The sequence below is a fragment of the Streptomyces sp. NPDC028928 genome (assembly GCF_055564915.1).
Genome location: NZ_JBVHVI010000021.1, coordinates 41868 through 67061, shown reverse-complemented (window position 1 = coordinate 67061; position 25194 = coordinate 41868). Strand labels below are relative to the sequence as shown.

At 72.0% G+C, this 25194-nt stretch carries 24 protein-coding genes and 1 riboswitch; of the genes, 5 read left to right on the top strand and 19 right to left on the bottom strand.

The annotated features are described in order from the left end of the window. Nucleotides 1-59: 59 nt before the first annotated feature. Nucleotides 60-1667: an amidohydrolase gene (locus ACZ4U1_RS36710; protein WP_467908501.1), complete on the bottom strand. Its 1608-nt coding sequence runs from the start codon at nucleotides 1665-1667 to the stop codon at nucleotides 60-62. 65 nt (nucleotides 1668-1732) lie between these two features. Continuing rightward, nucleotides 1733-2173 (bottom strand): Lrp/AsnC family transcriptional regulator, encoded by a 441-nt coding sequence (locus ACZ4U1_RS36705; protein ID WP_014671472.1) that lies wholly within the window; start codon nucleotides 2171-2173, stop codon nucleotides 1733-1735. 245 nt (nucleotides 2174-2418) lie between these two features. Between ACZ4U1_RS36705 and ACZ4U1_RS36700 the strand changes: the two genes are divergently transcribed. Continuing rightward, nucleotides 2419-2853, top strand: coding sequence for a hypothetical protein (locus ACZ4U1_RS36700; RefSeq protein ID WP_467908500.1), 435 nt, complete (start codon nucleotides 2419-2421; stop codon nucleotides 2851-2853). Between the two features lie 6 nt (nucleotides 2854-2859). Here ACZ4U1_RS36700 and ACZ4U1_RS36695 read toward each other — a convergent pair whose 3' ends face one another. The 3 genes from ACZ4U1_RS36695 to ACZ4U1_RS36685 form a co-directional block, all read right to left on the bottom strand. Continuing rightward, nucleotides 2860-3957 carry a phosphotransferase family protein gene (locus ACZ4U1_RS36695; protein ID WP_467908499.1) on the bottom strand — a complete coding sequence of 366 codons (1098 nt, stop codon included), beginning with the start codon at nucleotides 3955-3957 and terminating at the stop codon, nucleotides 2860-2862. Between the two features lie 16 nt (nucleotides 3958-3973). Beyond that, nucleotides 3974-5074 carry an Rv3169 family protein gene (locus ACZ4U1_RS36690; protein WP_467908498.1) on the bottom strand — a complete coding sequence of 367 codons (1101 nt, stop codon included), beginning with the start codon at nucleotides 5072-5074 and terminating at the stop codon, nucleotides 3974-3976. Between the two features lie 345 nt (nucleotides 5075-5419). Beyond that, on the bottom strand, nucleotides 5420-6592 hold the full coding sequence (locus ACZ4U1_RS36685) for an acyl-CoA dehydrogenase (RefSeq protein ID WP_467908497.1): 1173 nt from the start codon (nucleotides 6590-6592) through the stop codon (nucleotides 5420-5422). A 331-nt stretch (nucleotides 6593-6923) separates the two neighbouring features. Here ACZ4U1_RS36685 and ACZ4U1_RS36680 point away from each other — a divergent pair, with 331 nt between their 5' ends. Next, a complete protein-coding gene (locus ACZ4U1_RS36680; RefSeq protein ID WP_467908496.1) occupies nucleotides 6924-8156 on the top strand; it encodes a glycoside hydrolase family 18 protein in 1233 nt (410 codons plus the stop codon). Nucleotides 8157-8162: 6 nt separating this feature from the next. On the opposite strand, the gene ACZ4U1_RS36675 is transcribed toward ACZ4U1_RS36680, so the two are convergent. The 5 genes from ACZ4U1_RS36675 to ACZ4U1_RS36655 all read right to left on the bottom strand — a co-directional run bounded on the left by ACZ4U1_RS36675 (nucleotide 8163) and on the right by ACZ4U1_RS36655 (nucleotide 13327). Continuing rightward, nucleotides 8163-8810: a TetR/AcrR family transcriptional regulator gene (locus tag ACZ4U1_RS36675; RefSeq protein WP_467908495.1), complete on the bottom strand. Its 648-nt coding sequence runs from the start codon at nucleotides 8808-8810 to the stop codon at nucleotides 8163-8165. Between the two features lie 78 nt (nucleotides 8811-8888). Continuing rightward, a complete protein-coding gene (locus tag ACZ4U1_RS36670; protein WP_467908494.1) occupies nucleotides 8889-9029 on the bottom strand; it encodes an SCO1431 family membrane protein in 141 nt (46 codons plus the stop codon). A gap of 131 nt (nucleotides 9030-9160) precedes the next feature. Continuing rightward, nucleotides 9161-10531 carry a peptidase C39 family protein gene (locus ACZ4U1_RS36665; protein WP_467908493.1) on the bottom strand — a complete coding sequence of 457 codons (1371 nt, stop codon included), beginning with the start codon at nucleotides 10529-10531 and terminating at the stop codon, nucleotides 9161-9163. A gap of 259 nt (nucleotides 10532-10790) precedes the next feature. Then, the gene (locus tag ACZ4U1_RS36660) at nucleotides 10791-12317 is read right to left on the bottom strand and encodes an amino acid permease (RefSeq protein ID WP_467908492.1); all 1527 of its coding nucleotides are present in this window, start codon (nucleotides 12315-12317) and stop codon (nucleotides 10791-10793) included. 53 nt (nucleotides 12318-12370) lie between these two features. Further along, the gene (locus ACZ4U1_RS36655) at nucleotides 12371-13327 is read right to left on the bottom strand and encodes a hypothetical protein (RefSeq protein ID WP_467908491.1); all 957 of its coding nucleotides are present in this window, start codon (nucleotides 13325-13327) and stop codon (nucleotides 12371-12373) included. Between the two features lie 156 nt (nucleotides 13328-13483). On the opposite strand from ACZ4U1_RS36655, the gene ACZ4U1_RS36650 reads away from it, so the two are divergent. Both ACZ4U1_RS36650 and ACZ4U1_RS36645 read left to right on the top strand, forming a co-directional pair. After that, nucleotides 13484-14164 carry a uridine kinase family protein gene (locus tag ACZ4U1_RS36650; RefSeq protein WP_467908490.1) on the top strand — a complete coding sequence of 227 codons (681 nt, stop codon included), beginning with the start codon at nucleotides 13484-13486 and terminating at the stop codon, nucleotides 14162-14164. A 430-nt stretch (nucleotides 14165-14594) separates the two neighbouring features. Beyond that, nucleotides 14595-16475 (top strand): AAA family ATPase, encoded by a 1881-nt coding sequence (locus ACZ4U1_RS36645; RefSeq protein WP_467908489.1) that lies wholly within the window; start codon nucleotides 14595-14597, stop codon nucleotides 16473-16475. Here the strand turns inward: ACZ4U1_RS36645 and ACZ4U1_RS36640 are convergent. From ACZ4U1_RS36640 to ACZ4U1_RS36600, 9 genes are all read right to left on the bottom strand, one after another. Continuing rightward, nucleotides 16472-17545 carry a hemolysin family protein gene (locus tag ACZ4U1_RS36640; RefSeq protein WP_467908488.1) on the bottom strand — a complete coding sequence of 358 codons (1074 nt, stop codon included), beginning with the start codon at nucleotides 17543-17545 and terminating at the stop codon, nucleotides 16472-16474. The genes ACZ4U1_RS36645 and ACZ4U1_RS36640 overlap by 4 nt on opposite strands. Then, nucleotides 17542-18876, bottom strand: a complete 1335-nt coding sequence (locus ACZ4U1_RS36635) for a hemolysin family protein (RefSeq protein WP_467908487.1) — start codon at nucleotides 18874-18876, stop codon at nucleotides 17542-17544. Before ACZ4U1_RS36635 ends, ACZ4U1_RS36640 begins: the two co-directional genes overlap by 4 nt. A gap of 164 nt (nucleotides 18877-19040) precedes the next feature. Then, on the bottom strand, nucleotides 19041-19502 hold the full coding sequence (locus ACZ4U1_RS36630; protein WP_467908486.1) for a PH domain-containing protein: 462 nt from the start codon (nucleotides 19500-19502) through the stop codon (nucleotides 19041-19043). Between the two features lie 14 nt (nucleotides 19503-19516). Next, nucleotides 19517-20365 carry an ATP phosphoribosyltransferase gene (hisG, locus tag ACZ4U1_RS36625; protein WP_467908485.1) on the bottom strand — a complete coding sequence of 283 codons (849 nt, stop codon included), beginning with the start codon at nucleotides 20363-20365 and terminating at the stop codon, nucleotides 19517-19519. 51 nt (nucleotides 20366-20416) lie between these two features. Then, nucleotides 20417-20689: a phosphoribosyl-ATP diphosphatase gene (locus ACZ4U1_RS36620; protein WP_007491392.1), complete on the bottom strand. Its 273-nt coding sequence runs from the start codon at nucleotides 20687-20689 to the stop codon at nucleotides 20417-20419. Between the two features lie 34 nt (nucleotides 20690-20723). Then, a complete protein-coding gene (gene ribH / locus ACZ4U1_RS36615; protein WP_467908484.1) occupies nucleotides 20724-21209 on the bottom strand; it encodes a 6,7-dimethyl-8-ribityllumazine synthase in 486 nt (161 codons plus the stop codon). A 26-nt stretch (nucleotides 21210-21235) separates the two neighbouring features. Continuing rightward, nucleotides 21236-22525 (bottom strand): bifunctional 3,4-dihydroxy-2-butanone-4-phosphate synthase/GTP cyclohydrolase II, encoded by a 1290-nt coding sequence (locus tag ACZ4U1_RS36610; RefSeq protein ID WP_467908483.1) that lies wholly within the window; start codon nucleotides 22523-22525, stop codon nucleotides 21236-21238. After that, on the bottom strand, nucleotides 22522-23163 hold the full coding sequence (locus ACZ4U1_RS36605; protein ID WP_467908482.1) for a nicotinamide mononucleotide transporter family protein: 642 nt from the start codon (nucleotides 23161-23163) through the stop codon (nucleotides 22522-22524). Before ACZ4U1_RS36605 ends, ACZ4U1_RS36610 begins: the two co-directional genes overlap by 4 nt. Further along, the gene (locus tag ACZ4U1_RS36600; RefSeq protein ID WP_467908481.1) at nucleotides 23160-23765 is read right to left on the bottom strand and encodes a riboflavin synthase; all 606 of its coding nucleotides are present in this window, start codon (nucleotides 23763-23765) and stop codon (nucleotides 23160-23162) included. The genes ACZ4U1_RS36605 and ACZ4U1_RS36600 overlap by 4 nt, the downstream gene beginning before the upstream one ends. A gap of 161 nt (nucleotides 23766-23926) precedes the next feature. Then, nucleotides 23927-24057, bottom strand: a riboswitch (FMN riboswitch). 353 nt (nucleotides 24058-24410) lie between these two features. On the opposite strand from ACZ4U1_RS36600, the gene ACZ4U1_RS36595 reads away from it, so the two are divergent. Next, nucleotides 24411-25163, top strand: a complete 753-nt coding sequence (locus ACZ4U1_RS36595) for an SDR family oxidoreductase (RefSeq protein ID WP_467908480.1) — start codon at nucleotides 24411-24413, stop codon at nucleotides 25161-25163. Nucleotides 25164-25194: the final 31 nt, after the last annotated feature.

The following is a 25194-nucleotide window of genomic DNA, read 5'->3' as shown; positions in this document are numbered from 1 at the left end:
ATGCGCAGGTCGGGCGGCGGGGCCCCGGCGGCCGGCGGCCGGTGCGCCACCCCGGGAGATCACTCGCCCGGCCGTACGAACACCGTCCGTCCGCCCACCACGGTGCGCAGGCAGACCGGCAGGTCACGGCCCGGGGTGAGGTCGGGCAGACCGGGGGTGCCGGAGCGCGGGTCGGTGGACCAGCGGGCGACCCGGTCGTCGGGCGCCTGGACGACCAGCTCGTCGGTGCGCCAGACGGCGTAGTCGGCGGGTGCGCCCGGGACCAGGACGCCCGCGTCGTCGCGGCCGACGGCCCGCCAGCCGCCGCGGGTGTGCGCGGTGAACGCGGCGCGGACGGAGACCCGGTGCTCGGGCGTGTGGTGGAAGGCGGCGGCGCGGACCGTGCCCCACGGGTCGAGCGGGGTGACCGGGCTGTCGGAGCCGAACGCGAGCGGGACACCGGCGCGGAGCAGCGCGGCGAAGGGGTTGAGGGTACGGGCCCGCTCGGCGCCCAGCCGTCGGGCGTACATGCCGTCCTCGCCGCCCCACAGCGCGTCGAAGGCGGGCTGGACGGAGGCGATCAGGCCCAGCTCGGCGAAGCCGGCGATGGTCTCGGGGGTGAGCATCTCGGCGTGCTCGACGCGGTGCCGGGCGGCGCGGATCCGGGCGAGGCCCACCTTCTCGGAGGCGGCGCGCACGCCCTCGACCACGGCGGCCACGGCGGCGTCGCCGATGGCGTGGAAGCCGGCCTGCAGGCCCGCCTCGGTGCAGGCCACGACGTGGGCGGCGACGGCGTCGGCGTCCAGGTAGGCGGTGCCGGTGTGGCCGGCGTCGGCGTACGGCTCGTGCAGGCAGGCGGTGTGCGAGCCGAGGGCGCCGTCGGCGAAGAGGTCGCCCGCGGCGCCCACGGCCCCCAGCTCCCGCGCCTTCTCGACGTTCTGTTCGGCCCAGTAGCCGACGACACGGGGCCCGAGTGCCTCGGCGGCGAGCTTCAGCAGCCCGGTGAAGTCGTCCTCGGAGGAGATCTGCGGGCCGCCGCACTCGTGCACGGTGCCGATGCCGAGGGAGACGGCGTGCGCGAGGGCTGCGCGCTGGGCCTCCTCGCGCTGGGCGGGGGTGATGGCGGCGAGGGCGGCCGCGCGGACGGCGTGGTGGGCGTCCTTGGTGAGCGGGGTGTCCTCGCGGGGCACGTCGCCGGGGACCAGGTCCAGCAGGGCGGTGCTGACGACCGCCGAGTGCACGTCGATGCGGGACAGGTACAGGGGGCGTCCGCCGGTGGCCTCGTCCAGCTCTGCGCGGGTCGGCGGCCGGCCGCCGGGCCAGCGGGCGGCGTCCCAGCCGTGGCCCAGCAGGACCCGGTCGCCGGGGCGGGCGGCGGCGAACTCGCGGATCCGGGCGAGGGCCGCCTCCAGGGAGGGGGCGTCGGACAGGTCGAGGCCGGTCAGGGCGAGGCCGGTGGCGGTGGTGTGCACATGGGCGTCGGTGAAGGCCGGGGTGACCAGGGCGCCGTCGAGGTCGACCACCTCGTCCACGCCGTCGGCGAAGGCATCGGCGGCCCCCTCGGAGCCGACCCACGCGACATGGCCGCGCTCCACCACCATCGCGGTGGCGAAGGGGTCCGCGGGGCTGTGCACCTCGCCACGGCGGAGCAGGACGGTCTTGGGGGGCTCGGCGGTGCGGTTGCTCATGCCGACAGTTTCCCGCCTCGGCCGGCCCGGGCCGCACCCGGGGCACCCGCACGGCCCCGGCGCCGTCAGATCTTCGGCGGCCGGGCCTCGTACGGTGTCGAGAGGACCACCGTGGTCCGCGTCGAGACCCCGGCCAGCGAGCGCAGCCGGGCCAGGAGTTCCTCCAGTTCGTGCGGGGTGGAGACGCGCACCTTGAGGATGTAGTTCTCGTCGCCGGCCACGCTGTGGCAGGCCTCGATCTCGGGGACGCCGGCGAGGCGGTCCGCGATGTCGTCGGGGGCGCTGGGGTCGAACGGTTTCACCGAGATGAAAGCGGTCAGCGGCAGCCCGACGGCCTCGGGGTCGACCACCGCGGCGTAGCCGCGGATGACGCCACGCTGTTCCAGCCGGCGCACCCGCTGGTGCACGGCCGACGTGGACAGGCCCGTGGCCTTGCCCAGGTCTGTGTAGCTCATCCGCCCGTCCTTGACGAGCAGCTGCACGATCTGACGGTCCAGCTCCTCCATGCCGCCAAAACCTACAGTGCGCGTGATCTCCGCGGATACCTGAGAGGCGCAGGTCATTCCCTGTTCCGCGGAAAAAGCACCGGGACGGCATCGGGACGGGCACCTGCGCGGGGCATGTGACGAACGCCACACCCCTCGAACGGGCTCCGTGATGTTCTCGTGATTACCGCCGAGACCGGACGGGAAGTGCTTGCTGTGGTCGAGGCCGCAGCGCCTTCACGGCCCAGCCTTAGGGGGAGAATCCCATGCAGAGTGCCCATCGCCCTGGTCGTTCCACGTCCGCGCACCGGCAGCCGGTCGCCGAGCCCGAGCCGGAGGGCGTCGAACCCGACGCCCTCGACGAGGAACTGGACGCCTACGACACCTTCGAGATGTACCGGGTGATCTGCCCGGACTGCGCGCAGCCCATCGCGCTGCTGGCGGACGAGGAGTTCCTGCCGGAGCACGCGCTGTGCGCCTCGCCGTGGAACCCGTTCGGGCTCACGGTGTGCGCGGGTACGGGCCGTGCGGCGGCCGACGCCCGCCCCGCGGACGAGTCCTTCGAACCGCAGGAGCAGGACACGGCCCTGCTGCTGACGCTCCCCCAGGGTCTGGACTGGCGGACGCAGCCCTTCTCGCACGTCGGCGGCCCGGGTTCGCGCCCGATGCGCGTGCCGGTGATGCGCCGCCAGGCCGCCTGAGCCGGCTCACCCCATCCCGTACGTGCCCTGCACCATGGCACGCAGGCTGTCGTGGTGCAGGATCAGCGTGTCCGGGTCCGCCGGGACGGCGACCTCCCCGAAGTACACCTGGCGGTAGGCGATGCGCAGCATGACGATCGCGTGCCGCAGGGCGGCGTACAGGGTGTAGAAGTCCATGTCCCGCGGGGTGTGCCCGGTCAGGCGCGCGTAGCGGGCCTCGACGCGGTCGCGGCGCAGGAGGTCCGGCAGCCCGCGCTGCCCGGAGCCGGTCGCGAGGTCCTGGAAGAACCGGTGCAGATAGACCGTCCAGCCGAGGTCCACCTCGCGCGGGGCGGGCGCCGCCATCTCCCAGTCCAGGACGGCGACGGGCTCGAAGCCGTCGTAGACGACGTTCCCGATGCGCGCGTCTCCCCAGGTGAGGACGGGTTCGCCGGGCTCGCGCGGCCACAGCTGCTCCAGCCGGTCGAACGCGGCCTCGATGAGGGGTGAGCGGGCGAGGCCGTCGATCACCCAGGCGTAGTAGGCGCGTTGGGCCGTCACATGCCGGCGCAGCGCGTCCCCCGGGCCCGGCAGGGCGAGGAACTCGGCGTCCGACAGCGGTACTTGGTCGTGCAGCCGGGCCAGCAGCCCGACCGTGGCCGCCTCCAGGTGCTCGCGTTCGGCGTCGCTCGCCGCGTGCAGCCAGCTGCCCTCGTAGGTGTACGGCATGACGTCCGGGGGGACGCGTCCGGCCACCCGTGCCATGACGAGGAACGGCGCTCCGAGCGGGCCCGGGTCCTCCTCCAGCCACAGAACCCGGGGCACCGGCACGTCCGTGCGCTCGGCCACGAGCTCGAGGGTGCGGTACTGGCGGGCCATGTCGTACTCCGGGAAGACGGTGTACGCCGACGGGTCCGCCGCCAGCCGCAGCACGCAGGAGCGGACCGGCGGACGCGGATGGTCGATCTCGAACAGCAGGGTCTCGCTGGACATGCCGTTGGAGGCCGGGACGGTGACGCCGGCCGCCTTGGCGCCGGGCAGCCGGGTGCCGAGCCAGGCGGTGAGGCGGCGGGTGACTTCCCCGGGGTCGCGGGTGGTGGTGCGGGGGCGCGGTGCCGTGGCCATGACGCGGGCAGCCTCCTTACGGCGCCGTGGAGTCGAAGTCGGTGAAGCCGCTCGGGTCGTGCCGGCCGAAGCAGCCGTGCTCGAAGATGCCGTACCCGGTCCGGCCGTCCATGCGGAAGCGTGCGGAGTGGTCGGTGACGCCGTAGGCGGCGAGCGGGTGCGGTGCGGACAGGTCGTAGGTACGGCGGTCCACCCAGCCCCTGCCCTGCCAGGTCCCGTGCTGCCAGTCGTCGGCCGGCGGGTAGCCCGCGCCGACGGCGAGCGGGGAGGAGGCCAGGATCTCCACCTCCAGCTCCTCCGGCTTGCGCGGATCGCCGAGGTGGACGACCGCCCGCTCGGGGTGCCGGCTGCCGGAGCGGTAGCCGATCTCGGCCCGCGGCCAGCCGAGTTGGCGGTCGCGGTGGCCGGGGCGGACCAGGGTGGCCTCGTTCAGGGAGCGGTAGCCGTCGGCGTCCTCCTGGGTGATGACCATCAGGAAGCGGTCCTCGAAGCGGACCGGGCACCAGATCCAGTGGAAGCCCTCGGTGGGGTGGTCGGCGGCGAGCCGGCCGCCGTCCTCGCCGGGGACCGGGCGCACGCCCCAGCTGCGGTCCCGGGTGCCGGTCCAGCCCTCCGCCGAGACGGCGAACTCCGTGCCGGCCGCCCGGATCACGCCCGTCACCCGCCCGGCCTGGACGAAGCGGCGGCCCTCCAGGGTGAGCCGGTCGCCCCGGCGCTGGAGGTGGTGCGGCTCCCACAGGGCCGGGAAGGCAGCGGTCCAGGTGAGGTCGTACGACAGCTGTTCGTCCGTGCAGACGAGGCGCAGGCGCTGGAGCGGTCGTACCACCTCGATGCGCAGCGGGCCGACGGCGAGCCGCATCCGGTCCTCGCCGAGGGCGTCCGAGGCACGCACGGCGTGCAGGGTGTCGCCGGTGCGCAGGGTGGCGTAGGCGTCGATCACGCCCAGGTTGGGGTAGACGCCGAGGCCGAGGATGAGCAGGGCGCGGCCGGTGTGGTCGAAGACGTGGAAGATGCAGCGGTCGTAGGCGTTCCGGTCGCCGGTCGCCACGTGCTTCATGGAGAGCGGCGCCTGGTGCACCGGGTACTCGTCGAGCGGTACGGGACGGTCGTCGGCCACGGACACCCCCTGGGCGATGGTCAGCTGACGGTACGTCAGTCCGCCGGAGGTGGCCAGAGCGGTGACGGGACGGGAGTGGACTGACGCTCGAATCCGCCGGGGGGTGACCTGTCCCGCCCTCTCCGCGTTGCCCGGGTATGACCCCCACGTACTCGGCGACCGGGCGTCAGCGCCGTATCTTCGTCCCGCGCCCGGCAGAATCGGTTCCGCCGGCCGCGCCGCCGCAGGACCCGCCCATCTACCGCGATCTCATGCGGACCTGGGCCGACCGGGGCCGCACCCTGCCGGGCCGCCACGACCCGGAGTGGGTCAGGCTGGCGGCCCCGACGGTCCTCACGGGCCAGTTCAGCGACCTTCTGGCCCGGCCAGGTGACGGGCGATGACCATCCGCTGGATCTGGTTGGTGCCCTCGACGATCTGCAGGACCTTGGCCTCGCGCATATAGCGCTCGACCGGGAAGTCGGCGGTGTAGCCGTAGCCGCCGAGTATCTGCACGGCGTCCGTGGTGACCTTCATGGCCGTGTCGGTGCAGTGCAGCTTGGCCATGGCGGCCTGCTTGGCGAAGGGCCGGCCCGCGTCCCGCAGCCGGGCCGCGGCGAGGTACAGCGCACGGCCCGCCTCGATCTGGGTGGCCATGTCGGCGAGCATGAAGCGCAGGCCCTGGAAGTCGGCGATGGGCCGGCCGAACTGGCGGCGCTGGGTGGCGTAGCGGACCGCCTCGTCCAGCGCGGCCTGGGCGAGGCCGACGGCACAGGCGGCGATGCCGAGCCGGCCGGAGTCGAGCGCCGACAGGGCGATGGAGAAGCCCTGGCCCTCCTCGCCGAGGCGCCGGTCGTCCGGGACGCGGACGCCGTCGAAGTGCACCTGCGCGGTGGGCGAGCCCTTCATGCCCATCTTCTTCTCGGGCGCCGCGCCGCTCACACCGGGCGCGTCGCCGGGCACGAGGAAGGCGGTGATCCCGCGCGGGCCGTCCTCGCCGGTGCGGGCCATCACGGTGTAGAAGTCGGCGATCCCGCCGTGCGTGATCCAGGCCTTGGTCCCGTCGATCACCCAGGTGTCGCCCTCCCGGACGGCCTTGGTGCGCAGGGAGGCCGCGTCGGAGCCGGAGGACGGCTCGGACAGGCAGTACGCGCCGAGCAGGCCGCCGCCGAGCATGGCGGGCAGGTGCTCGACCTTCTGCTGCTTGGTGCCGTAGGAGGCGAGCGCGTAGGACGCGAGCGTGTGGACGCTGACGCCGAGGCCGACGGTGAGGCGGGCGGTGGCCAGCTCCTCCAGGACCTGGAGGTAGACCTCGTAGGGCTGCTCGCCGCCGCCGTAGTCGACGGAGTACGGCAGGCCCAGCAGGCCGGACCCGGAGAGCAGGGTGAAGATCTCGCGCGGGAAGCGTCCCGCGTCCTCCTCCTCCGAGGCCTTCGGCGCGATCTCGCGCTGGGCGATGTCCCGGACGAGGGCGAGCAGGTCCCTCGCCTCTTCCGTGGGCAGTTGACGCTCCACCGGCTGCGGGTCGCGGTCGGACATGGCGTCGGGCTCCTCCCTGTTCGGGCACCGGCGGTCCGGCCCGGGGTGGGGGGCGGCTCCGCCTGATGGTTGCGCTGGACCGGAGGCACCCGCTCCCGGGTCTCGGAAGCTGCTGACCTGCGGCATGCGCTGTGAGTATGCCCGATCAGCGACCTCCCGTCACCAGTTAACGACCGCTTACTTCAGGAGTCCAGTCCAGGCTTCCCCGGGGCCTCGAATTGGTCCGAACCATTGACCTAGTGGTCTAGTCCTCCTACTGTGCATGACCAACGCTTTACCGCGTTCATGCCAATCGGCGCGCGATCCCCTCTCCCCCACGAGGAGACACCCGATGCACACTCCCCACCGCTCCCGCGTCCGGGCGCTCGTCTCGGCCGCCTGTACCGCCGCCCTGGGCGCCGGACTCATGGCCGGCACCGGCACGGCGACCGCGGCGGCACCCGGCGCCCCGCAGCTGACGGCCGGCTCCAAGGTCGTCGGCTACTTCACCGAATGGGGCACCTACGACCGCAAGTACTACGTCAAGAACATCGAGACCTCGGGCTCCGGCGCCAAGCTGACCCACATCAACTACGCCTTCGGCAACGTCACCGGCGGCAAGTGCGCGATGGGCGACTCCTACGCGGCCACCGACCGGGCCTACACCGCCGCCGAGTCCGTCGACGGAGTCGCCGACACCTGGGACCAGCCGTTGCGGGGCAACTTCAACCAGCTGCTGAAGCTGAAGAAGAAGCACCCCGGCCTGAAGATCCTGTGGTCCTTCGGCGGCTGGACCTGGTCCGGCGGCTTCGGCGAGGCCGCGAAGAACCCGGCCGCCTTCGCCCAGTCCTGCTACGACCTGGTGAAGAACTCCAAGTGGGCGGGCCTCTTCGACGGCATCGACATCGACTGGGAGTACCCGAACGCCTGCGGCAACACCTGCGACACCAGCGGGCGGGAGGCGTTCAGGAACCTGGTGGCGGCCCTGCGGTCGAAGTTCGGTTCCGGGAACCTGGTGACCGCCGCGATCACCGCCGACGCCACCAGCGGCGGCAAGATCGACGCCGCCGACTACGCGGGCGCCGCACAGTACGTCGACTGGTACAACCCGATGACCTACGACTACTTCGGCGCCTGGGACACGACCGGCCCGACCGCCCCGCACTCCCCCCTGAACTCCTACTCGGGCATTCCCAAGGCCAACTACCACACCTCGGCGACCATCGCCAAGCTCAAGGGCCTCGGCATCCCGGCCTCGAAGCTGCTGCTCGGCATCGGCTTCTACGGCCGCGGCTGGACCGGCGTCACCCAGACGGCCCCCGGCGGTACGGCCACGGGTCCGGCTGCCGGAACGTACGAGCAGGGCATCGAGGACTACAAGGTGCTCAAGATCAAGTGCCCGGCGAACGGCACCGTCGGCGGCACCGCCTACGCCAAGTGCGGCAGTGACTGGTGGAGTTACGACACCCCTGCCACCATCGCCACGAAGATGTCGTACAAGAACCAGCAGGGCCTCGGCGGCACCTTCTTCTGGGAGCTGAGCGGCGACACCACGAACGGTGAGCTGATCAGGGCGATCAACTAGCGCCGGTCAGCCGTCCCGGCGGGCGGGCGGCGGGGCGGGGTGGGCGGGGTCCAGCTCCTCGATGGCGCGCAGGGCCCCGCCGAGCGTCTTCACGAGCAGCTCGCGCATGGTGTCGCGGGACAGCCGGGGGCGGTCGATCCAGTCCAGGGTGGCGCCCTCCACACTGCACACCCAGGACAGCAGGCCCATCCGGGCCAGCGGGGAGATGTCCTCGCGGCCGTAGGCCCCCTCGGCGATCGTGGCGATGATCGCCTCGCGCACGCCGTCCCGGATCGCGTGCACCTCGGTGTCGAAGCCGACGCCGCCGCTGACGATGGTGCGGTAGGCGGCCTGGTGGTGTTCGGCGTAGCGCAGATAGCCGTCGATCGTGCGGTGCACGCGGTCCACGGCGGGCAGCCGGAGGCCGCCGGCGGCGGAGGTGACCAGGTCGGCGACGGAGTCCTGGATGATCGCCAGGTAGTAGCCGCGCTTGGACCGGAAGTAGTAGTAGATCAGTCCCTTGGCGACCTGCGCCTGGCGGGCGATGTCGTCCATGGACAGCGCGTCGTAGGACGTGTCGGCGAACAACTTCCGCCCGATGGCGATGAGTTCGGCGCGGCGCGCCACGGAGCGCTCGGTGCCCCGCACCTGGGTGGCGGCACGCTGCTGCGGCATGTTCAAGATCCACCCTGGTCTAGGCGCGACGGGACATCCGCAGTATGTCAGAACAAGCCGCACGCGTGAGCGGTCGGTTCAGAGCAGTCCGAGCTGGGTCACGAGCATCGCGAACACCGCGACGAGGACCCAGCCCATGACGTGCTCGACGATCTTCGGGCCGTCTTCCTGGGGGCCGCCGGTGCGGACGCGGGGGGCGGTGGCGGTGTGTGCGGTCATGCTGTCACTCGCAGAGATCGGACGTACGGAAACGAAACTCCCCCACCCATTCGTCCACCTTGCCACCCGCGCGGGCGTGTGCGGTGATGAGCTTGGTCACACGCCTCTGTCACACCCTTCGTCACACGACCTCAGTGCACGCCCACCGAGGCGAGCGCCTTGCGCTGGTGCGGGGTCGGGTGGGCCGGGAAGTAGAGGTAGCAGACCCCGCCGGTGCCGGAGACGACCTTGCCGGAGGCGTTGTACCGCTTGGTCCTGAGCCAGATGTTCTCCCACTCGCGCCGCTTGTAGACGCGCCGCACCGCCTCGTCGCTCGGCGAGGCGGGATCGTTCGCGATCACGTCCCCGTCGGCGGTGAAGCCGATGACGGTCATCAGGTGGCCGGAGGTGCCGTAACCGGCGCCCGTCAGCTCGTCCTTGAGGAACGACTGGGACGTTATGGCCGGGATGCCGGCCGCGATCAGCGTCTCCAGGTCGGTGAGCGAGGCGAGCCGGGTGACCACGCCCTGCAGGCCCTCGAAGGTGGCCGCGTAGGCGGCGTTGAAGGGCCAGTTGCCGCAGCCCTGGTACTGGTGGTCGTAGGTGAAGCGGGCCGCGTGGCACACCTGCGGGTCGGCGTAGGACGGGTCCACCCAGGACAGCTGCTCGGGGGTGAGCCGGCCGCCCCAGTACTCGATGATCATCTGCGAGGAGGTGGGGCTGCACCAGGCCTCGCCGCCGTTGTCGTACTCCGGGTACTGGCCCTTGTGGATCTCCTGCGAGTAGCGCGGTACGGCCAGTTCCTGGGCGAGGCCGGGGGCGGAGGCCGGGACGGTGAACCGCTCGGGGATGTCGGAGCCCATCGCGCCGAGCCGCCAGACGGTCGGGGTGAGCCGCGTGCCGGGCCGGCGGTAGAGGGTGAGGCGCAGCCGGTAGGACGCCAGCCGCAGGCCGGTGCTCGCGTCGTCGATGGCGAAGGTGTCCGTCCAGATCGTGCTCTTGCCGTCGGTCTGGTCGTCCACCGAGGTCCGCTTGATGTCCTGGTCGCCGGCCGCCCAGCGGCCCATCACGTACCAGGGCGTGTCGGTGCCGTCGGAGTACGTGCCCTGCAGCTCGGCCTGGAGCCAGGTGCCGTCGGGGGTGTGCGCGTTCCACGAGGCGATGACCTCGGTCGCGGGCACGGTGAGCCGGTGCACCGGGGAGGTCCAGGTGGCGTACTCCCAGGTGGCGGTGGTGCCGGTGTGCGGGTCCCGGTAGTCGGTACGGCCGACGGGGGCGCCGATCACGATGCCGGGGCGCCGTCCGGACACCGCCCGGGTGCCCTGGGCGGTGCCGCAGCGCCAGTCGCGGTACGTCGTCCAGGCGTGGTAGTCGATCGGGCGGGCCTGCGCCTGGCCGGGGTCGTCGGTGCCGGCGGCGGAGTGCGGTGCGGCGGCGGCCGCGGGGGCCGCGGTGCCGGTCACCGCCGCGGCGACGGCCACGGCCAGAACGGTTCTGCGGGACGGCTCTTGGGCTCTGCTCATGGGCGCGATGACCCCCAGGGTGTCCGAGGCGGGCTGGTCCGGTGCGGTAACTATGGAGCAGGCCGGATTGCGCTGCCAGCACTTCGGCGCATGCCGCGGCACGAATATTGGTCTCGGCCAATGGCGGGGCCTTGCCGGGGGGTGTTTCGCCTGCCCGCGCCGGCGGGGTGCCGCCCCACGGGCGCGGGGGACCGCGCGACCAGCCCCCACGCACCCGCACCCCCGTACGGGCCGCGACCGCCCGGGCTGGACGGCCCTGTCAGACGAGATCCATCGCGGCGACCTCGTCGGGACGTCCGTAGCTCACCGGCCCCTGGAAGCGGCGGCGGGCCGTGGCGAACCACCACACCGTGGCCACCAGCAGGACGACGGCGAGCGCGATCGGCGCGTAGTTGAAGGAGTCGGCGGTGATCGGCGAGGCCTGCGGCAGCATGAACAGGACGCTGCTGAGCAGGATCCAGATCACCGCCAGCCAGCCGATCGGCCGGCCCCAGCGGCCCAGGTGCCAGGGCCCCGGCTGGAACGCGTCGCCGAGCCGCAGCCGCAGGAAGATCGGCACCGCGTAGGCCAGGAAGAGCCCGACCACGTTGACGCTCACGATCGCGGTGAACGCCGTGTGCGACCACCAGCCCGGCACCACCAGCGCCAGCGAGCAGGCGACCGCGAGCCACACCGCCTTCACCGGCGTACGGGTGCGCAGCGAGACCGAGTGCCACCAGCGTGAGCCGGGCATGGCGCCGTCCCGGGAGAACGCGAAGATCTGGCGGGTGTTGCTGGTGAGGTTGGCCAGGCCGCAGAAGAGCATCGCGCCGATGACGATGAGGAGCATCACCTTGGCGGCCCCCAGGCCGAGGCCGTCGATGAGGATCTGCACGGGCGGAGCCGCGGCACCGGCCACCTTCGCGTAGTCGCCGATGCTGTAGACCAGGGCCAGCATCAGGACCAGGCCGGCGACCGCCGAATAGCCGATGGCGCGGGTGATGCCCTTCGGCGCGCTGACCGTCGCGCGGACCGTTTCCTCGGACATGTGGAAGCTGCCGTCGAACCCGGTGAAGGTCCAGCTGGTGACCAGCAGGCCGAGCATGCCACCGTAAAGTCCGCTCGTGAAGCCGGTGTTGTTCTCGAAATGCGTCACGAAGGACGCGGACTGATGATGACCAGGCATCACTATGAGTGCACCCACGATCACGACGAGTCCGATGAGCAGCCACCACACGGAAATACGGTTCAGCAGGGCGACGAGCTGCACGGTGTAGGTGTTGGCGAGTCCCTGCAGGACGATGACGAGGGCCGTGATGAGGACCGTCTGGTGGGCGGTCGGCTGATAGGAGGGCCACTGCAGCTGCACGAACACCTGGATGAAGGTGGCGGCGGCATAGCCGGTGGCGGCGGTCCCGCCGATCTGGCCCACGAAGTTCAGCCAGCCCGTGAACCACGACCAGGCGCCTTTGTGCCGCTTGGCGAGTTTGCCCGCGGAGAAATAGAGGGCACCGCTCGTCGGATAGGCGGAGGCGACTTCCGCCATGGCCGCGCCGATGAGCAGCACCATGAGCGAGACGCCGATCCAGCCGAACACGAGAATGCGCGGGCCGCCCGCGTTCATACCGAATCCGAAGGACGAGAAAATACCCGAGAGGATATTGATGATGGTGAACGAGATCGCGAAGTTGTCGAACGCCTGGAAGCGTCGGGTCAGTTTCCGCGGATAACCCATCGCGTGCAGGGTGGCGTCGTCGTCGAGCACGACGGAGTCCGCCGCGCGGGCCCGCGCCCGGGGGGTCGACATCCGTTCCGACACAGATCGGCCTTTCTCTGGATGGGGGGTGGAGGGCGGTGCGGTCAGGCGGGCCCCGGGACGGGCAGGCCGCAGGCGCGCCGGGCCCGGGAGAGCTGTTCGGCGGGGTCGCCGAAGGCGCTCCAGGGCATGCGGGACGCGTACGGGCCCATCGCCGTGAAGACCGCCCGGGCCTCGAACTCGCGCTGGCCCATGACCAGCGCGTGCGCGAGGTAGGCCAGGTCGAGCACCGGGGTGAAGCGGTAACCGGCCACCGTGGGAAGCCAGTTCTGGTAGATGGCCAGCGCGGTGGAGCGCCACTGGGGCTGCTCCCAGACCCGGTCGGCGAGCAGCTGGGTGGGGTTGTAGCTCTCCACCAGGGCCACCAGGGGCAGCAGCCGCAGGGCGGAGTCGGCGGGCGCCCGCTGGCTGAGGAAGGCGGCGACGTCCCAGGCCGCGGTGACCGAGCCGCCGTACCGCGTGAAGAAGCAGGACAGGAAGCGGTGGTGGGCCTCGCGGTGCCAGGGGTCCAGGGACAGGATGTGCGCGAACAGCCGCCAGGGTCCGGGCGGGGCGGTGAGCAGGCCCTGCGGCGCCGGGTCACGCAGCCGGTGCAGCCGGGCCATGGAGAGGCGGGCGACCCAGGGAGTGGGATCCGCGGGGGCCGCTTCGGCGGCGCGGTCGCAGGCGGTCAGCGCGATCCGCTCCAGCGCCTCGGCGCGGTCGTCGCGCGCGTCGGCGGCCCGCAGCGCGCGCTGCACGGCGACCCGGGCCCACATCAGCGCGGCCTCGGGCGTGGGCTCCTCGGCGAGCCAGCGTTCCACCAGGTCGGTGTCGGCCGCCTCGGAGGCGAGCACCAGTGAGCGGTGGGCGCGCAGGGCGAAGTCGGAACGCGTCTCGGCGAGCGCCTCGTGGGCGTATCGATAACGTCCGGCGCGCACGTCGACGCATACGCTCGCCAGGACGCGGTCGTCGGCCGCCGGATGCCATACGTACTGCCCGTCGAATAACTCCGCGGCCATGTCCCCCTGCCTACTCCCCGTTCGACGCATCACGTTGCGCAGGAGGCACCTTACTCAGCGTGGGGCACACCTGGAACGCCGAATTCGACATATCGGTCAGGGGATTCGGAATGTTTATCGGTATCATTGACTGGCCGCCAGCCGGTGGTTCAAAAAGTGACCACTACTAGACTGTTTCACAAGCCCTCCACACGGCACGACACCCCGGGATTCACCATTCACGACCTCGCCGCCCGGCTGCACGGGCTCCCTCCCTCCCTGGGACCGGTCCGGCTGATCGCCGTCGACGGGCACGCCGGCTCCGGGAAGTCGACGTTCGCCGAACGGCTGGCGCGGGCGCTGGGCGGGGCTCCGGTGCTCCACCTCGACGACATCGCCAGCCATGAGCAGCTCTTCGCCTGGACCGGCCGGCTCGTGACCCAGGTGATCGAACCCCTGGCACGCGGCGCGCACGCGTACTACACCCCGTACGACTGGCGGGCCCGCGCCTTCGGTGACCCGCGCCCGCTGCCGCCCGCACCCGTCGTCCTGATCGAGGGCGTCGGCGCCGGCCGCCGCGCACTGCGGCCGCATCTGGCCCGTCTGCTGTGGATGGAGCTGCCCCAGGAGGAGTCCTGGGCGCGCGGCCGGCGGCGGGACGGCGCGGAGCAGCGCGCGTTCTGGGACGGCTGGACGGCGGCGGAGCGAGCGCACTTCGCCGCCGACCCCTCGCGCCCCCATGCCGATCTGCTGGTGCTGCAGCGACCGGAGGGGTACGAGGTGCTGCCGGGACCGGGAGCGACTCCCGACGCCCGGCAGGACGTGACGCTGGGTGACGGACCGTCCCCGATGTGGTGAAGCTGTGAAGACCCTTGTGGGCGAACTTCTCCAAGTGCCCCAACTTCGCTTGACCGGGGGGCCGTACAGGTCTTACGTTCTCAATGTGCGGCTTTCGGAGCCGCCCACCCACGCGAAGCCCCCGGTTGTTCCCCCGTGACCGGGGGCTTCGTTCTGCCCGTGGGCGCCTTTCCCGGGCGCCCCGCGCACCGGCCCTCTCACCCTCGGTCACGAAACGCCGTGCGCCCCGTCTGCTCCCACCTCGCCGAACGGCCCGTGCGGCACCCTTCGGCACGTGCGGGTACCGCGGGTACGATGCCCTCGGTGCGACCTTCGAGCAGCTGCCTCGCGCACCTGCAACTCCGGTCTGCGGCACAGCGGTTCGACCGCGGCGGCCGTCGGGCGACTGCCCGGTGGTGAACCACGGGGGCACGGTTCGTGGGGGGACGGGATGGACTTCGGCACGCAGGGCCCCGAGGCCCCGGCCGACCTCGCCTGGCTGCGGGGTGTGGACGCCTACACGATGGGCGCCTACCCGCAGGCGGAGGAGGAGTTCCGCACCGCGGTGCGGATGGACCCGGGCATGGCCGACGGCTGGCTCGGGCTGCACGCGCTCCGAGTCGACACGACCACCGCGCTGCTGCGGATGTTCCGGCACCGCGACCGCTTCGGCGAACAGCGCACCCGGCACCGCCGCGCCCTCAACTCCTGGTACTGGCTGGGCTGGTGGGTGCAGCCGGTGCTGGAGAGCCCGCGCGATCTGCTGCTGGCGCACGCCTCCCACTGGCTGGACGGCCGGCACGTGCCCGAGCTGGACCGCGCCCTCGCCGGACTGCCCCCGGTCGACGCCGACCCGCAGGTCCGCTTCCTGCACGCCTGCCGCGCCTATCTGGTCAAGGACTGGGAGCAGTTGGTCCGGCACACCGACCCGCTGCTGGACGACGCCCTGCTCGGCATCGAGGCCGGCCTGTTCGGCGGCATGGCCCGGGTCCGGCTGGAGATGTACGGCCAGGCCGAGCCGCTGCTGGCGGCGGCGCTGATGCGGTGCCGCAGCGAGCAGCCGCAGCGCAAGGAGCTGCGGTACTGGCTGGCGAGGGCGCACGAGGGAACGGGGCGGTCGGCCGCCGCGCTCCCCCTGTACCGGGCGGTGCACCGGGTCGACCCGGCCTTCATGGACACCTCCGCCCGACTCGCCGCGATCGCCGAGGGCGACGGGTACGACGAGACGGCCGACCTCGCCGCGATCACGCTGACCGGCGCGGGGCAGGACACGGTGGACGGACCGGACGGGTTCGATCCGCTGTTCGGCACGGAGGGCCGGGACCTGCGGCTGCCGGAGCCCGATCTGCCGACCGGGCCGCTGCCGTCGGTGACCGACCCCTCGGTGCGGACGAAGACGGGGGTGCCGGGGGCGCCCGGGATGTCCGCCTCGCCGCTCCCGACCGGGCCGACGGACCCCGCGTTACTCGAACAGGCGCTTGCCGAACTGGAGCGCATGGTGGGGCTGGAACCGGTCAAGCGCCAGGTCAAGGCGTTGTCCGCGCAGTTGAACATGGCGCGGCTGCGGGCCGGACAGGGGCTGCCGGTGCAGCCGCCCAAACGGCACTTCGTCTTCTCCGGGCCGTCGGGGACGGGCAAGACCACGGTCGCGCGGATCCTCGGGCGCGTCTTCTACGCACTGGGGCTCCTCGGCGGCGATCACCTGGTGGAGGCCCAGCGGGCCGACCTGGTCGGCGAGTACCTGGGGCAGACGGCCGTGAAGGCCAACGAGCTGATCGACTCCGCGATCGGCGGGGTGCTCTTCGTGGACGAGGCGTACGCGCTGTCCAACTCCGGGTACGGCAAGGGGGACGCGTACGGCGACGAGGCGCTGCAGGTGCTGCTGAAGCGGGCCGAGGACAACCGGGACCACCTGGTGGTGATCCTCGCCGGCTACCCCGAGGGCATGGACCGCCTGCTCGCCGCCAACCCCGGACTGTCCTCCCGGTTCACCACCCGGGTGGACTTCCCCTCCTACCGGCCGCTGGAGCTGACCGAGATCGGCAAGGTGCTCGCGGCGGAGAACGGGGACCTGTGGGACGCGGAGGCGCTGGAGGAGCTGCGCTCCATCGCCGGGCACGTGGTCGACCAGGGGTGGATCGACGAGCTGGGCAACGGGCGGTTCCTGCGGACGCTGTACGAGAAGAGCTGCGCGTACCGGGATCTGCGGTTGTCGACGTACCCGGGTGCGCTGTCGCGGGACGACCTGGCGACCCTGCGGCTGCCCGACCTGATGCAGGCCTACGGGGAGGTGCTGTCGGGGCGGGGGCCGCAGGATCCGTCCGCGTACTAGCCGGCGAGTGCTTCCTCCGGCTCCCCGCTCGCCCTGGGTTCCGGCATCTCCCGGTGCGCCGGGTCCCGGACCTCGCCCACCAGCATTTCCAGTACGTCCTCCAGGGCCACCAGGCCCAGCACCTTGCCGGTCGCGTCGGCGACCTGGGCCAGGTGCGTGGCCGCCCGGCGCATGACGGTGAGGGCGTCGTCCAGGGGCAGCTCGGCGCGGAGGGTGGCCATGGGGCGCCACACCTGCTGGGGGACGGCCCGGTCGGAGTCCTCCAGGTCGAGGACGTCCTTCACGTGCACGTACCCCATGAAGGGGCCCTTCTCGGTGGCCGCGACCGGGAAGCGGGAGTAGCCCGTACGGGCGGTCAGCTCCACGATCTCCCCCGGGGTGACCGAGGGCTCCACCGTGACCAGGGTCTCCCGCCGCAGCAGGACGTCCGTCACCGGGCGGGAGCCCAGTTCCAGGGCGTCCTCCAGGCGCTCCCGCTCCTCGGGGTCGAGGAGGCCCGCCTGGCCGGAGTCCTCCAGGAGGCGGTTGAGCTGCTCGGTGGTGACGACCGCCTCCACCTCGTCCTTCGGCTCGACCCGGAACAGCCGCAGGATGCCCTGGGCGCAGGCACCGAGGGACACCGTGATCGGCCTGCACAGGCGGGCGAACCAGACCAGGCCCGGGCTGAGCCACAGCGCGGCCTTCTCCGGGGCGGCCATGGCGAGGTTCTTCGGGACCATCTCGCCGATCACGAGGTGGAAGAAGACCACGGCGGCCAGCGCGATGACGTAGCCGAGCGGGTGGATCATGCCGTGCGGCAGGTGGATCCACGCGAACACCGGCTCCAGCAGGTGCGCCACCGTCGGCTCGGCGACCGCGCCGAGCGTCAGGGAGCAGACGGTGATGCCGAACTGGGCGGCGGCCATCATCTGCGGCAGGCGTTCGAGGCCGTACAGCACCTGGCGGGCCCGGGCGGTGCCGAGCGGTTCGATCTGGCTGCGGCGGACGGAGACGAGCGCGAACTCGGCGCCGACGAAGAAGCCGTTGGCGAGCACGAGCAGCGCGGCGAAGACCAGTTGGAGGAGGCTCATCGGGCGGCCTCCATCGCGTTCGCCACCGGGGCCGTCCTGACCAGGCGGACCCGTTCGGCGCGGTAGTGGCCGACCTGGCGGACCGAGAGCCGCCAGCCGGGCAGCTCGGCCCGGTCGCCGGGGGCCGGGATCCGGCCCAGCAGGTCGGCGACCAGCCCGGCGACGGTCTCGTACGGCCCCTCGGGCACGTCGAGGCCTATGCGCTGCAGGATGTCGACACGGCAGCTGCCGTCCGCGTCCCAGGCGGGCCTGCCGTCCTCGGGCGGGGCCGGGGCCAGCTCGGGCATGTCCTTGGCGTCGTGCTCGTCGCGGACCTCGCCGATCAGCTCCTCGACGATGTCCTCCAGGGTGACCACGCCGGCCGTACCGCCGTACTCGTCGACGACGACCGCGATGGGCTGCTCGGAGCGGAGCCGGGCGAGCAGGGGCTGGACCGGCAGGGTCTCCGGGACGAGCAGCGCCTTGCGGGCGATGCGGGTCACCGGGGTGCGCAGGCGGTCGTGCACCGGGACCGCCAGCGCGTCCTTCAGATGGGCCATACCCACGATGTCGTCGATCTTCTCCCGGTAGACGGGGAAGCGGGACAGGCCGGTGGCCCGGGTGAGGTTGACGACGTCCTCGGCGGTGGCCGAGTCCTGCAGCGCGCTCACCTTCACGCGCGGGGTCATGACGTGCTGCGCGGTCAGCTCGCCCAGGGACAGGGTACGGACGAACAGGTCGGCCGTGTCCTGCTCCAGGGCGCCGGCCTGGGCGGAGTGCCGGGCCAGGGAAACGAGTTCGCCGGGGGTGCGGGCGGAGGCCAGCTCCTCTGCGGGTTCGACGCCGAGGGCGCGGACCAGCCGGTTGGCGACCGTGTTCAGCGCGGAGATCACCGGGCGGAACAGGCGGGAGAAGTGATGCTGGGGGCCGGCGACGAAGCGCGCGACCTGCAGCGGCCGGGACACCGCCCAGTTCTTGGGTACGAGTTCGCCGATCACCATCTGGATCGCGGAGGCCAGCAGCATGCCGACGACCACGGCGATGCCGGAGGCGGCACCCTCGGGGACGCCGAGCGCGGCGAACGGGCCGCGCAGCAGCTCGGCCAGGGCCGGTTCGGCGAGCATGCCGACGACCAGGGAGGTGATGGTGATGCCGAGCTGGGTGCCGGAGAGCTGGAAGGACAGCTCCTTCAGCGACTCCACGACCCGGTGGGCGCGGCCGTCGCCGTCGGCGGCGGCCTGCTCGGCCTCCGGTCGCTCGACCGTCACCAGGCCGAACTCGGCCGCCACGAAGAACCCGTTGGCGAGAATCAGCAGAAACGCCGCTCCGAGGAGCAGCAGGGGGATGGTCACGCTGCCACCGCCTTCCCGCTGTGCAGGGCAGGGGTGGCGCAGGTACTACAGGACGATCCGTCCATCGCTGGAGGGAATCACTCCTCGGGTAGCAGGAACCCCTGTGCACCGGGCGGCGCGCAGGGGCGGAGGCGCAGCGAAAAGGCCTCCGCCCACCAGATTAATCAAGATCTGGGCTCGTGCGGCAGGGTGGACGGCGCCGAGTGGGCCTCGGCGAGCGCGCGCAGGGCCTTGGCGTCGGCGATGGCCCGCTGTTTGGCGATGCCCGGCTGGATGCCGAGGGCGGGCAGGCTGGTGCCGTCGCTGAGGTCGAGGAAGACCCAGGGGTCACCCGGGCGGAGGTTCACCCGGAGGATCTCCGCCCAGGCCAGGCGGCGCGTGCCGGCGATGTTGACGACGGTGACGCCGGAGTCGTCGGCGACCACCTTCACCCGGGCCAGCCGGGCCAGGAACCAGAAGATGAGCGCCCCGGTGACGATGAAGCTGAGCCGCGAGCCCGGGCCGAGGTGCTCCAGCAGCATCGCGATCCCGGAGATCACCAGGAAGATCACGACACCGGCGGTGAGCAGGACGGCCCGGGTGTGGCCCGGCCGGAAGGTGACGGGCAGGGTGGGCAGGTCGGACATCGCGGGCTGACCCCTTACAGGCGGCAGGCGTGGATGGCCGTGGTCAGGATGGCGCGGGCGCCGATGGCGTAGAGGTCGTCCATGATGCGCTGGGCCTCCTTGGCGGGGACCATGGCACGGACCGCGACCCAGCCCTCGTTGTGCAGGGGGGAGACGGTCGGGGACTCCAGGCCGGGGGTGAGGGCGACGGCCTTCTCCAGCTGCTCGACCCGGCAGTCGTAGTCCATCATCACGTAGGTCCGGGCGACCAGGACGCCCTGGAGGCGGCGCAGGAACTGCTGGACCTTGGGATCCTCGCCGTCGGCGCCGGTGCGGCGGACGACGATCGCCTCGGACTTCATGATCGGCTCGCCGAAGACCTCCAGGCCCGCGTTGCGCAGGCTGGTGCCGGTCTCCACGACGTCGGCGATGACCTCGGCGACGCCCAGCTCGATCGCGGTCTCGACGGCGCCGTCCAGGTGGACGACGGAGGCGTCGACGCCGCTGTCCGCGAGGTGGCCGGCGACGATGCCCTCGTACGACGTCGCGACCGTCTTGCCCTTGAGGTCCTCGATGCCGTTCGCGGTGCCGGGCTTGGCGGCGAAGCGGAAGGTGGAGCGGGCGAAGCCGAGCGGCAGGATCTCCTCGGCGTCGGCGCCGGAGTCGATCAGCAGGTCACGGCCGGTGATGCCGATGTCGAGGCGGCCGGAGGAGACGTAGATCGCGATGTCGCGGGGGCGGAGGTAGAAGAACTCGACCTCGTTCTCCGGGTCCACGATGCGCAGCTCTTTGGACTCGCGTCGCTGCTGGTAGCCGGCCTCATGCAGCATCTCCGCCGCAGGGCCGGACAGTGAACCCTTGTTGGGGACGGCGATGCGCAGCATGAGGTCGGCTTCCTTTGCTCGTTCTCTACGGGACGGGTGCGGGGGTACGGCTTACAGGTGGGCGTAGACGTCGTCCAGGGAGATGCCGCGGGCGACCATCATCACCTGGACGTGGTACAGCAGCTGCGAGATCTCCTCGGCGGCCGCCTCCTTGCCCTCGTACTCGGCGGCCATCCAGACCTCGGCGGCCTCCTCGACGACCTTCTTGCCGATGGCATGGACGCCCTTGCCGACCAGCTCTGCGGTGCGGGAGGTGGCGGGATCGCCGTGGGCGGCCTTGTGCTGGAGCTCGGTGAAGAGCTCCTCGAACGTCTTCTTGGACATGGTGAGCCCCACCCTAGCCGTTGTGGTGGCGGACCTAGTGCCAGGGTTCGGATACTGAACGCAGCGTGGCCGCCGTCGCCACCGCGGCCGTGACCGCCTCGTGGCCCTTGTCCTCGTTCGAGCCCTCCAGGCCGGCCCGGTCCAGGGCCTGCTCCTCGGTGTCGCAGGTGAGGACGCCGAAGCCGACAGGGACGCCGGTCTCGACGGAGACCTGGGTGAGGCCCTGGGTGACGCCCTGGCACACGTAGTCGAAGTGGGGGGTGCCGCCGCGGATGACGACGCCGAGGGCGACCACGGCGTCGTAGCCGCGGCTCGCGAGGACCTTGGCGGCGACCGGCAGCTCGAAGCTGCCGGGGACCCGGATCAGGGTCGGCTCGTCGATGCCCAGGTCGTGCAGGGCGCGCAGGGCGCCGTTCACCAGACCGTCCATCACCTTCTCGTGCCACTGCGCCGCGATGACGGCGACCCGCAGGTCGCTCACGTTGCGTACGGACAGCTCCGGTGCACCCTTGCCGCTCACGTCTCTCCTCAGTGCTTTCTCGCGTCTTACTGGTTGCCGCAGGTGGAAACGGCGGGCGTGTCCAGCCAGGGCAGGTCGTGCCCCATCCGGTCCCGCTTGGTGCGCAGGTACCGGAGGTTGTGCTCGCCGGCCTGGACGGGCATCGGCTCGCGGCCGGTGACCTTCAGGCCGTGGCGCAGCAGCGCGTCGGTCTTGTCGGGGTTGTTGGTCATCAGCCGGACCCCGCGCACGCCGAGGTCGGCGAGGATCTGCGCGCCGGCGCCGTAGTCGCGGGCGTCGGCGGGCAGGCCGAGTTCGAGGTTGGCGTCCAGGGTGTCGTGGCCCTGTTCCTGGAGTTCGTAGGCGCGCAGCTTGGACAGCAGGCCGATGCCGCGTCCCTCGTGTCCGCGCAGGTAGACGACGACGCCCCGGCCCTCGGCCTGGATGCGTTCCAGGGCGGTGTCCAGCTGGGGGCCGCAGTCGCAGCGCAGGGAGCCGAAGACGTCGCCGGTGAGGCATTCGGAGTGGACGCGGACCAGGACGTCCTCGCCCTCGCCGATCTCGCCGTGGACGAGGGCGACGTGTTCGACGCCGTCGACGGTGGACCGGTAGCCGTAGGCGGTGAAGGTGCCGTGCTTGGTGGGCAGGCGGGTCTCGGCCTCGCGGCGGACGGTGGGCTCGCTGCCGCGGCGGTAGGCGATCAGGTCCTCGATGGAAATGATCGTCAGGCCGTGCTTGCGGGCGAACGGGATCAGCTCGGGCAGGCGGAGCATCCGGCCGTCCTCGCCGGCGATCTCCACGATGGCGCCGGCCGGGCGGAGTCCCGCGAGCCGGGCGAGGTCGACGGCGGCCTCGGTGTGGCCGTTGCGGACCAGGACGCCGCCGGTCCGGGCGCGCAGCGGGAAGATGTGGCCGGGGCGGACGAAGTCGGTGTGCTCGGCCGTGCCGCTCGCGAGCAGCTGGAGCGTGGTGGCGCGGTCGGAGGCCGAGATGCCGGTGCTCACACCGTGGGCGGCGGAGGCGTCCACGGAGATGGTGAACGCGGTCTTCATCGACTCGGTGTTGTCCTCGACCATCTGCGGCAGCCGCAGCCGGTCCAGTTCCTCGCCCTCCATGGGGGCGCAGATCAAACCCCGGCATTCGCTCATCATGAAAGCGACGATCTCGGGGGTCGCCTTCTCGGCGGCGATGACGAGGTCGCCCTCGTTCTCCCGGTCCTCGTCGTCCACGACGACGACCGGGCGGCCCGCGGCGATGTCGGCGATGGCCTGCTCGACCGGGTCGAGCGCGAAGTCCTCGATGTCGGTGGTGTCGTACAGCAGCGGTGCCGAGGTCATGCCGGCGCTCCTTCCAGTGCGGGCTGCGGGCCCCGGCGGGAGCGCAGCCACCAGTCGCGCATGCCCCACAGGACGAGTGCGCCGTAGATGACGTAGACGAAGCCGGAGAAGGCGTAGCCGTTGGCGAAGTTGAGGGGGACGCCGACGACGTCGACGAGCAGCCAGGCGAACCAGAACTCGACCATGCCCTTGGCCTGGGCGTACATCGCGACGATGGTGCCGACGAAGATGTAGGCGTCGGGCCAGGGGTCCCAGGACAGCTTCGGGTAGGCGGTGAAGAGGAGGGCGACGGCGACCGTGCCCACGGCGGCCGCGCCGAGCATCGCGCCGCGCTCGCGCCAGCCGGCGAAGCGTACGGTGATCCGGCCGTCGTCGGCCTTGCCCCGGCCGCGCTGCCACTGCCACCAGCCGTAGAGCGCGACGGCCATGACGACGGCCTGCTTGCCGGCGCTGCCGGTCAGGTGGCCGTAGAAGGCGGCGAACAGGACGAGGCCGGAGAGGAACTGGACGGGCCAGGTCCACAGGGAGCGGCGCCAGCCGAGGGCGAGGGCGACGAGGCCCAGGATGTTGCCGATCATGTCCGACCAGATGATGTGCTGGCCGAAGAGGGTGAACGCCTCGGAGTTCATCCAGTTCACCGGCCGGCCTCCTGCCCGGCCGCGAGCAGCCGCTCCACGTACTTGGCGATGACGTCCACTTCGAGGTTGACCGGGTCGCCGGGCTGCTTCACGCCGAGCGTGGTGAGGGCGAGGGTGGTCGGGATGAGGCTGACGGTGAAGTGGTCGGGGCCGGCGTCCACCACGGTGAGGCTGATGCCGTCGACGGTGATGGAGCCCTTCTCCACGACGTACCGGGAGAGGTGCGCGGGGAGGGAGATCTTCACGATCTCCCAGTTCTCGGAGGGCGTGCGCTCCAGGATCTCGCCGGTGCCGTCCACGTGTCCCTGCACGATGTGTCCGCCGAGGCGGGCGCCGACGGCGGTGGGCCGTTCCAGGTTGACGCGGGAGCCGACGGTGAGCGCACCCAGGCTGGAGCGGTTCAGGGTCTCGGCCATGACGTCGGCGGTGAACTCGTCACCCTCGTGCTCGACGACGGTGAGACAGACCCCGTTCACGGCGATGGAGTCGCCGTGCTGCGCGCCCTCGGTCACGACGGGGCCGCGGAGCCGGAAGCGGGAGGCGTCGCCGAGGTTCTCGACGGCGGTGACCTCACCCAGCTCTTCGACGATTCCGGTGAACACTTCCCGGGTCCTCCTGCCTCTTCGGGCACGGACTCCGGGGCCTGTCGATGACGACAGAATGTACGGGTGAGCACAGACCGGGGGCGTCGCCGGAACGGACGCGTCCGCACACGGACGCGTCCAGATACGGCGGCGCGCACACGGATACGCATGCCCGCCCGCCGCGCACTGCCTCCCATCCGGACTTTAACCGTCGGTCCAGGAATTCCACCTGGTCAACCGGCCGCTGGAAGCGACCGGGTCGCGGACTGTAACCGCCGGTTCGGACTTTCACCGACCCCGGAGTGCGCTGCTTCTGGTACAGGGCCAGTGTGCCACGCCCGGTACTCGCCCAAGCGGGTGAGAGGTGTGGGGTCCCTCACAGTGCGTATCGCCGGTTTCGCGCCACGCAGCCGCGCCGGTCAACTGGCCGGTACGGGAGGAACGTTGAGCTGGTCCGGACCATTGACCGCACTGGTCTAGTCCTTTTAGGGTGCGGGCGGGCCCGGCGGCGGTGACGACGGCCCTTGCCCGCCGCCGGGCCGCCAGGGCCGTCCCCGAAGAAATCCTCCGGGGGATGTCACATTTCCGGGGCCCCGTCCGGTCCCACTGGACGAAGGGCGCTCCAGCGGGGAGTGCCCGGTGTCCGAAGGGACGGAGAACGGCATGACCACGATCCTGGTGACCGGCGGAACCGGCACGCTCGGCCGGCTCGTCACGGAGCGGCTGCGGGCGGACGGGCACGAGGTCCGGGTGCTCAGCCGGCGCGCGCAGCCGTACGCCGTCGACCTGCGCGCGGGCGGTGCCGGCCTGGACGCGGCACTGGCCGGCGCGGAGACGGTCGTGCACTGCGCCAGCTCACCCGGGGGCGGGGACGAGCAGGCGGCCCGGAACCTGCTCGCGGCGGCCCGGCGGGCCGGGGTGAACCATCTGGTGTACATCTCGATCGTCGGCGTCGACCGGGTGCCGTTCCCCTATTACCGGAGCAAGCTCGCCGTGGAGCGGATGGTCGAGGAGTCCGGGCTCGGCTGGACCGTGCTGCGGGCGACGCAGTTCCACGACCTGGTGGTCACGTTCCTGCAGGGCCTGGCCAAGTTGCCGGTGCTGGCGGTCCCGGCGGGGGTGCCGGACCAGCCGGTCGAGGTCGCCGAGGTGGCGGATCGGCTGGCGGAGCTGGCGCTCGCGGCACCGGCCGGGCGGGTGCCGGACCTGGCCGGCCCCGAGGTGCGTACGTTCGACTCACTGGCCCGCGCCTACCTGCGCACCACCGGCCGGCGCCGCCCGGTGGTGCGAGTGCCGCTGTTCGGGAAGGCGTACCGGGCCTTCCGCGCGGGCGGGCACACGGCGCCGGACCGGGCGGTCGGCAAGGCGACCTTCGAGGAGTACCTGGAGCGGCGGTTCGGGCAGGGGGCGCGCTGACGGGCGGGCCGGGACCAGTACAGTCACGCGC